This window comes from Xanthomonas sp. BRIP62415, assembly GCF_003993515.1.
GTDB lineage: Bacteria > Pseudomonadota > Gammaproteobacteria > Xanthomonadales > Xanthomonadaceae > Xanthomonas > Xanthomonas euroxanthea.
The window spans coordinates 168,773-177,141 of the sequence record NZ_QEZH01000012.1 but is presented as its reverse complement, the minus strand read 5'-3'; the positions used below and the strand labels follow the sequence as shown (position 1 = coordinate 177,141).

Annotated in this window: 6 protein-coding genes; 3 read left to right on the top strand and 3 right to left on the bottom strand. The window is 66.8% G+C overall.

The annotated features are described in order from the left end of the window. The first annotated feature begins 37 nt into the window (after positions 1–37). The gene (gene dusB / locus EO141_RS03235; RefSeq protein ID WP_104649668.1) at positions 38–1,036 is read left to right on the top strand and encodes a tRNA dihydrouridine synthase DusB; all 999 of its coding nucleotides are present in this window, start codon (positions 38–40) and stop codon (positions 1,034–1,036) included. Between the two features lie 28 nt (positions 1,037–1,064). After that, positions 1,065–1,892 (top strand): class I SAM-dependent methyltransferase, encoded by an 828-nt coding sequence (locus tag EO141_RS03230; RefSeq protein WP_119130754.1) that lies wholly within the window; start codon positions 1,065–1,067, stop codon positions 1,890–1,892. Between the two features lie 58 nt (positions 1,893–1,950). On the opposite strand, the gene EO141_RS03225 is transcribed toward EO141_RS03230, so the two are convergent. Then, positions 1,951–3,039 (bottom strand): metal-dependent hydrolase, encoded by a 1,089-nt coding sequence (locus tag EO141_RS03225; protein ID WP_104584607.1) that lies wholly within the window; start codon positions 3,037–3,039, stop codon positions 1,951–1,953. 223 nt (positions 3,040–3,262) lie between these two features. Continuing rightward, entirely contained in the window at positions 3,263–4,069 is an 807-nt protein-coding gene (locus tag EO141_RS03220; RefSeq protein WP_104584605.1) for a UDP-2,3-diacylglucosamine diphosphatase, read from the bottom strand. 445 nt (positions 4,070–4,514) lie between these two features. Between EO141_RS03220 and metK the strand changes: the two genes are divergently transcribed. Further along, the gene (gene metK / locus EO141_RS03215) at positions 4,515–5,726 is read left to right on the top strand and encodes a methionine adenosyltransferase (RefSeq protein WP_104584603.1); all 1,212 of its coding nucleotides are present in this window, start codon (positions 4,515–4,517) and stop codon (positions 5,724–5,726) included. A gap of 782 nt (positions 5,727–6,508) precedes the next feature. On the opposite strand, the gene EO141_RS03205 is transcribed toward metK, so the two are convergent. Beyond that, a complete protein-coding gene (locus EO141_RS03205; protein WP_241236616.1) occupies positions 6,509–7,897 on the bottom strand; it encodes a histidine-type phosphatase in 1,389 nt (462 codons plus the stop codon). Positions 7,898–8,369: the final 472 nt, after the last annotated feature.

The following is an 8,369-nucleotide window of genomic DNA, read 5'->3' as shown; positions in this document are numbered from 1 at the left end:
CCCCATTCCCCATTCCCCACCCAGCTACAATGCCGCCATGCAGATCGGCCCCTACTCCATCGACCCCAAGGTGATCCTGGCCCCGATGGCCGGCGTCACCGACAAGCCGTTCCGGCTGCTGTGCAAACGGCTGGGCGCCGGGCTGGCGGTGTCGGAGATGACCATCTCCGATCCGCGTTTCTGGGGCACGCGCAAATCGCTGCACCGCATGGACCATGCCGGCGAGCCGGATCCGGTCAGCGTGCAGATTGCCGGCACCGAGCCGCAGCAACTTGCCGAGGCGGCGCGCTACAACGTCGACCACGGTGCGCAGCTGATCGACATCAACATGGGCTGCCCGGCCAAGAAGGTCTGCAACGCCTGGGCCGGCTCGGCGCTGATGCGCGACGAGGCCCTGGTGGCCCGCATCCTGCGCGCGGTGGTGCAGGCGGTGGATGTGCCGGTGACCTTGAAGATCCGCACCGGCTGGGATTGCGATCACCGCAACGGCCCGACCATCGCACGCATCGCGCAGGACTGCGGCATCGCCGCGCTGGCGGTGCACGGGCGCACCCGCGACCAGCACTACACCGGCACTGCCGAGTACGCCACGATTGCGCAGATCAAGGCCGCGCTGCAGATTCCGGTCATCGCCAATGGCGATATCGATTCGCCGCAGAAGGCGGCGCAGGTACTGCGCGCCACCGGCGTGGATGCGGTGATGATCGGGCGTGCGGCGCAGGGGCGTCCGTGGATCTTCGGCGAGGTGGCGCACTATCTGGCCACCGGCGAGCTGTTGCCGCCGCCGTCGTTGGCGTTCGTGCGCGACACCCTGCTCGGCCACCTGGAAGCCTTGCATGCGTTCTATGGGCAGCCGCAGGGCGTGCGCATCGCGCGCAAGCATCTGGGCTGGTACGCCAAGGATCACCCGCAAAGCGCCGACTTCCGCGCGGTGGTCAATCGCGCCGAAACACCGGAAGCGCAGCTGGAACTGACCGGCGCGTATTTCGATGCCCTGATCGCCGGCGTGCCGCCCGCACTGTCGGTTGCCGCCTGAGTTTTCCTGCGTTGTTGGAGCTGCAGCGATGAGCGCACCGAGCGACACCCCGACCTATCTGCATGGATTTTCGTCCACCGAACAGGCACGCCTGCTCAAACAGGCGCGCCTGCTGGAAGCCACGCTGTTCAACCAGATCGACTACAGCGGCGCACGCCGGCTGCTGGAGGTGGGCAGCGGCGTGGGCGCGCAGACCGAAATCCTGCTGCGCCGCTTTCCCGACCTGCATGTCACCAGCGTGGATCTGAGCGAGGCCCAGTTGGGCGCGGCACGCGCCAATCTCGAACGGTTGGCATGGTGCCGCGAGCGCTACACGCTGCAGCAGGCCGATGCGAGCGACCTGCCGTTCGAGGCGCGTCAGTTCGATGCGGCATTCCTGTGCTGGGTGCTCGAGCATGTGCCCTCGCCTGCGCGCGTGCTCAACGAGGTACGGCGCGTGCTGCTGCCGGGCTCGCCGGTGTATGTCACCGAGGTGATGAACGCCTCGTTCCTGCTGCATCCGTATTCGCCCAACCTATGGCGCTACTGGATGGCCTTCAACGATTTCCAGTACGACCAGGGCGGCGACCCGTTCGTCGGCGCCAAGCTGGGCAACCTGCTGCTGGCCGGCGGCTTTCGCGATGTGCATACCGAGATCAAGACGCTGCATCTGGACAACCGCGAGCCGGGCCGGCGCAAGACCATGATCGGATTCTGGGAAGAAGTGCTGCTGTCGGCGGCCGACCAATTGCTTGCGGCCGGCGCGGTGAACGCAGACACCGTGGACGGCATGCGCCGCGAACTGGCGCAGGTGCACAGCGACCCGGACGCGGTGTTCTTCTACTCGTTCGTGCAGGCACGCGCGACGGTGTATTGAGCCGGCGTGCTGCACGGAGCTGCGGCAGGCGCATTGCTGGCCAACCGCCTGGGCACGCCTACCGGGCCGCCGGTGCAGGCATCGCGGCATGTTCCAGATCACCGGTCAGCACCGTCCCGGTGGGCTCGTGCCAGATGCGGCGCCACATCTGCGCCAGCACCTGGCCGATCTGATCGCGCGCCACCGGCGCGCGGTAGGCAGCCTGGATCTGTCGCGGCGCGATCGGCTGCCACTGCCCGTCTTCGCGGTGGGCCACCACGAAATTGAAGTTGTAGTCCGGCTCCAGGCCCATGCGCAGGTCGCTGAGCATCAGCTCGTCATCGACCAGGCGTGCGCGCATGAAACCGCGATTGAACCAGGTCAACCGGCGCACTGAATCGAACCGGGCCACTTCGCCCAGCGCCTGGGTATTGCTGGAATAGCCACGAAACTGCATCGGGCCCTTGTCGGCCACCAGCGAGCGCTCGCCGATCACATAGCCGTTGGGCGTCATCGCCACCACGCGCCACAGCAGGGTATTGAGCGGCATCGGCACCGAGAAGCGCGGCGCATCCTTCAACCCGAGTGCGGCCAGCGCACGGTCCGCTTCCTGGTCGACCAGGTGCTTGGCCAGCAACGACCAACCCAGATAGGCGGAGCTGAGCGCCAGCCCGATCACCAGTGCGTGCTGCGCGATGGGCCGCGCGCGTGCAAACCATGCCACCGCGCAGGCGAGCAACAGCCATAGCGTGTAGGCCGGGTCGATGATGAAGACGCTCGACCACATCGCCGGATGCGGCTGCAGCGGCCACCACAGCTGGGTGCCGTAGACGGTGAAGGCATCGAGCAAGGGATGGGTGATCAAGGCCAGCTGGATCGCCCAGAACCAGCGCTTGGGCGCACTGGCCACACGGCCGTTGCCGTAGCGGCGAAACAGCCACCAGATCAGCCAGCCCAGCAACGGCAGCACCAACAACGAATGGCTGGCGCTGCGATGCACCGTCATCAACGTGACCGGATCGTCGGTCAGCGGCAGCAACACCAGCGCATCGAGATCGGGCAAGGTGCCCAGTGCGGCGCCGGCCAACAGGGCCGCACGGCGCTGTCCGGCCGGTGCGATGGCAGCGGCGACGGCGCCGCCGAGAACGATCTGGGTCAATGAATCCATCGGCCGATGCTAGCAGGCCAGGCATCGTTCAGTGCCATCGCGTGCGTTACGACCGCGGGGCAGTCAGCCAGCAGGTGCGTTGCCCGCATCGCGCTGCGGTTCGCTGACAAAAAACGAGGCCGCTGCCGACGTCTGGATGCCCTGCACCAGGATGGCGGACGCTGCAGCCCGATGGCGGCTCCCGGCAGCCGCGGCCTGCCGACATGCGCTACGCATGACGACCTCACGCCGCGCGCTGCTGCGCGGCGTGGGGTTGCGGCGCCAGCTCGGCCAGCACCTCGCCGTGATGGTTGACCAGTTGCAGTACGCCGCACTGCGTCTCGCGCAGCGCCGTCAGGCTCTCCACCCAGTCGCCGGTGTTGGCGTACAGATGGCCAGCCTGCATGCGCAGTGCGGCGCGATGGATATGCCCACAGACGATGCCGTCCAGATCGCGGCGCACCACATCGGCCAGGCCGGCCGCCACGAAGCGGCCGATGTAACGCTCGGCTGCATCGCTGCGTCGCTTGAGAAACTCGGCCAGCGACCAGTAGCGCATGCCCAGCCGACGCCGCAGACGATTGGTCAGCTGATTACCGGTGAGGATGCGGTAGTAGAGCCAGTCGCCAAATCGTTCCTGCAGGCCGCCGAAATGGGTCTGCGCGTCGTAGTCGTCGCCATGGGTGACCAGCAGCCGGCGCCCGTCCAGCAAGGTGTGGACGCTGCGTCGGCGCACCTGCATGGCCGGCATCACCAGGCCGCAGAAGCGGCGGATGGCACGGTCGTGGTTGCCGGGCACGTAGATGATCTCGGTGCCACGCCGGGCCTGCGCATGCAGGGCCGCGATCACCTGCTGATGCGCCACGTCCCAGACCGCGCGCCGCTGCGAAATCCACCACAGGTCGATGATGTCGCCCACCAGATACAGCTTCTGGCACCGCTGGCGGCCAATGAAGGCGGCGATCTCGGCGGCATGGCAATGCCGCGAGCCCAGGTGCAGGTCGGACAGGAACAAGGCACGGACCGGTGGATGCAATGTGGACAAGTGCATGCGGGCGTCTCCGGGGCAGGAATCTCGGCGCTGCGATCGGGCGCGGCGCAGGCGGGGTGCGTGCGCCGCCCGCAGGCGCCGGCAGCGCACGCGCGTAGATGCACGCCCCGCCGCAAGCCGCGACGCGCTGCCTCGGACACCGCATCGCGGGTCGTGGGCGCCATAGCAGCCATGCGCCCTCGCCCCGGCACGCTGTCCAACGGCATCGCTGATTCCCCTGCGGCGCCCCGGCCGCAAGCAGCCAAGGCGCCAGGTACGCGCGCATGCTGACCGCTCGATACGACCACTGCATGGCAAGCTGACGACACCCCGATGACCGTGCAAACCCGTGCCACGACACGGGTTTAACGCCACACCGGGCTGTTCAGGCGCACAATGCACAGGGTTGTCGGACGGTGTATCATCCGCACCCATCTTTTCATCCGAATCAAGGGATATAAGCCTGATGTCCAGCTACCTGTTCACCTCCGAATCGGTCTCCGAAGGCCATCCGGACAAGATCGCCGACCAGATCTCCGACGCAGTGCTGGATGCCATCCTGGCCCAGGACAAGCGCGCCCGCGTGGCATGCGAGACGATGGTCAAGACGGGCGTGGCGATCGTTGCCGGCGAAGTGACCACCAGTGCCTGGATCGACCTGGAAGCGCTGACCCGCAAGGTCATTCTGGACATCGGCTACAACAGCTCCGACGTCGGCTTCGACGGCGAGACCTGTGGCGTGCTCAACCTGATCGGCAAGCAGTCGCCCGACATCAACCAGGGCGTGGACCGCAAGAACCCCGAGCAGCAGGGCGCCGGCGACCAGGGCCTGATGTTCGGCTATGCGACCAACGAGACCGACAGTCACATGCCGGCTGCGATCCATCTGGCGCACCGCCTGGTCGAGCAGCAGGCCAAGATCCGCAAGAAGAAGAACTCGGCGCTGTCCTGGCTGCGTCCGGACGCCAAGTCGCAGGTCACCCTGCGCTACGAAGACGGCGTTGCGACCGCGATCGACGCGGTGGTGCTGTCGACCCAGCACGATCCGGGCATCAAGCAGAAGGACCTGGTCGAGGCCGTGCGCGAGGAAATCCTCAAGCCGGTGCTGCCGGCCAAGTGGCTGCACAAGGGCACCAAGTTCCACATCAACCCGACCGGCAAGTTCGTGATCGGCGGGCCGGTGGGCGATTGCGGCCTGACCGGCCGCAAGATCATCGTCGACACCTACGGCGGCTGGGCGCGCCACGGTGGCGGCGCGTTCTCCGGCAAGGATCCGTCCAAGGTCGATCGCTCGGCAGCCTACGCCGCGCGCTATGTGGCCAAGAACGTGGTGGCTGCCGGCCTGGCCGACCGTTGCGAAGTGCAGGTTTCCTACGCCATCGGCGTGGCCGAGCCGACCTCGATTTCGGTCACCACCTTCGGCACCGGCAAGATCGCCGACGAACAGATCGAAAAGCTGATCCGCAAGCATTTCGACCTGCGTCCGTTCGGCATCATCCAGATGCTCGACCTGATCCACCCGATGTATCAGCAGACCGCCTCCTACGGCCACTTCGGCCGCAAGCCGAAGGACTTCTCCTACACCGACGCAACCGGGGAGCAGCATAACGCCACCGCGTTCTCGTGGGAAAAGACCGACCGCGCCGACGCGCTGCGCGCCGACGCCAAGCTGAAGTAAGCAGACTGCTCCTGCGGGAGCGGATGCAGTGAATTGCACATGGGCCGCTGATGCGGCCCATGTGCGTTTTGGTGGAATGGATGCTTACAACCGAACCCCACGGCTGGATTCACTGCGTGTCCGGGTTTTTGATGCGGCCACCGCTTACTGACGAATCTGCGCGTTGGACATCTAGTGGGTTTGTGCGAATGCTCCAGTCACTGACGCTCTGTGACTGAAGGCTTCGGCCACTGAAGGCGCTTGCAAGCGTAATCGCCTGCCGATCAGCAGTGGCAACGCTGGGAGCGCGGTGCCGCGTCCGGGGGCGGGACCGTGTGGCGGCATGGATGCCGCCACCGAGCCTCCAGGGATGGATTCACGGCGTGTCCCGACACTGGATGCGGCGCCGCGCTGCCGACCAACTCCGCACACCGACCAACCTGCGCATGAGATCTGCTGGTGCTCCGTAGAAGCTTCGGTCTGCTGCGGGTGCTTGCGCGCGTACCGGCGTGGGACACGCCGCAAGTACGTCCTTGTAGGCTCTGGCGCGGCATCCATGCCGCTCAAGGCCCCACACCGGCACGCGCGCAAGCACCACCGATCATCGTCGGAGGCTGAAAAAAGAAAAGCCCCTCTCCTGCGGGAGAGGGATTGGGGTGAGGGTACGGGGCGTAGCCTCTTTGCATATTCGATGACACCAGGCGTCGCGCGTACCCTCATCCGCCCCTGCGGGGCACCTTCTCCCGGTGGGAGAAGGAACAACCGGTGATCGCCTTTTCCAGATCAGGATTGCTGCTGCACGGTTACCGATCGAGCTGCAGCTGTTTCTCAAGCGAGTACATAAACTCCGGCAACGGGCATGCCATGCGTTGCCCAGCTGTGCAAATGCCAAGCGCCAACGTCTGCTGCAACGGCGGGTGCGCCAGATCCAACGGCGCCAGCGTCCGCAGTTGATCCAGCGATTGCGCCAGATACTGCGCACGCACTACCTGCTGCCCGTTCGGTTCGCGCCATAGGCCCAGCACCAACGCGCCACCCGGCGGCGGATCATTGGCGCCGTAGCCGGGCAGATGGAAGTGCAGGCCCAGCAAACTGCTCAACGCGGCGATATGTGTATCGCTGCCGACGAAAACAGAGACCGTTGGCGCCTGCATATTGCCGAAGCGCTGCAGCACGTTGCGCGCCAGCGGTGCGCCCGAGCGTGAGGCCATGTAATGCGGACGTGCATAGATGTCGAACAACAAGGCATGCAGTCGGGACACCTGCGCCAGCCGCTCGGGTGTGGCACGGCCCCAGCCGACCTGCGCCAGCGGCAGCCCTTCGGCGTATTGCAGCAGCAACACCTCGCCGGTGCCGGAGGTCAGATCGATCGGCCCACCCAGCGCCAGGCCGCGCCCGTTGGCCGACGGCGTCAGCGTGGACGGCATCTGCGCAAAGTCGCAGGGTGTGCGCGTGCAGCCCAGGATCTGCTGCATCGCCTGCAGCTCGGCCGCGTGCCCTCGCAACACCGCGGCTGGGCCACCGGTTTCTCTCTTGATCGCCGCAACTGCCGCTGCGCCATCGAACGGCACTGCGCCGGCTTCGATCGGTCGGAACAACGGATCGTTGCTGCCGGCCTGGCGATGCCCGGCGACGATCCCGCAGCCCGGTGCCAGCGCCGCGGCCAGCAGGGCGCCGCTGTCGATGGTGCGCTGGTCGGTATTGGCCCAGACCGACACGCTGCCTGGTACCGGGCACCCGCTCGGTGGCAACACGCCCTGCTGCACCAGCCATTGGCGCAGATAGTCGCCGCTCAATTGCACGCCGATGCGCCCACGCGGCGTCAGCAGGCTGGCCGCTGTGGACCATTGCGGCCATGGCGCGTCGGCGTAGTGCGCCGCGGCGGCTTCGCCCTGCAGCGGTGCGCGCACGCCGTGCCGAAAGACAACCACCACGCGTTCCAGTTGCGCGGCCTGCGCGGTCTTTGCGACTGCGGGCGGTCCGGGCGGACGCGGCGTGCAGCCGATCAGCAGCAGCGCGCCGAAGCTGAGCGCCGGCACCAGCCATCGCAGCCAAGACGCTGTCGTCGATGCCGGCCTGATGCCTGCGCGCAACGGCGCGACGCCTTTGCAGGATGGCAACAACGCAACCCCCATCGCGTCGCTGCCGTCATCGCCTGCAGGCGTCGGGTCACTACCCTGCCCCGTTGTCATCGCGTGCCCAGAACACATGCTTGGTGGTCATCCCGTTGGTCATGGCGGAATCTACGTTGCCAATGTGCCAGGCAGACGACATCCGGCGGAACTTCGCGAACATGTCCGGGCAGGCACCACGCGACGATGATGCTGCGCATCAGCCGCGCGGCCGCGGTGACGGGCGCGGCAGGCGCCCTTACGAACCGCACCGCGCCGCACGGTGCGCCACCTTGCGTGGATAGCCTTCGCACCGGCCGTCAGGACGCCCTGCACAGGGCCGCGGCACGATGACTTGCGATGGGCCGGCATCAACGCATCGGCACATCTGTCCTCAGCACGCGCATGCTGCGCCACCTGCACGGGATCGTCGTTGTCCTGCGTGCTTATGCAATCACGATCGGCGGGATGGCCGGGAATCCGGGTAGCGCTTGATCGGCCACGGGTGGCGCTGCGGATGAAGGCGCTGCGGTCTGTGCTGGCAGCGGCGTGG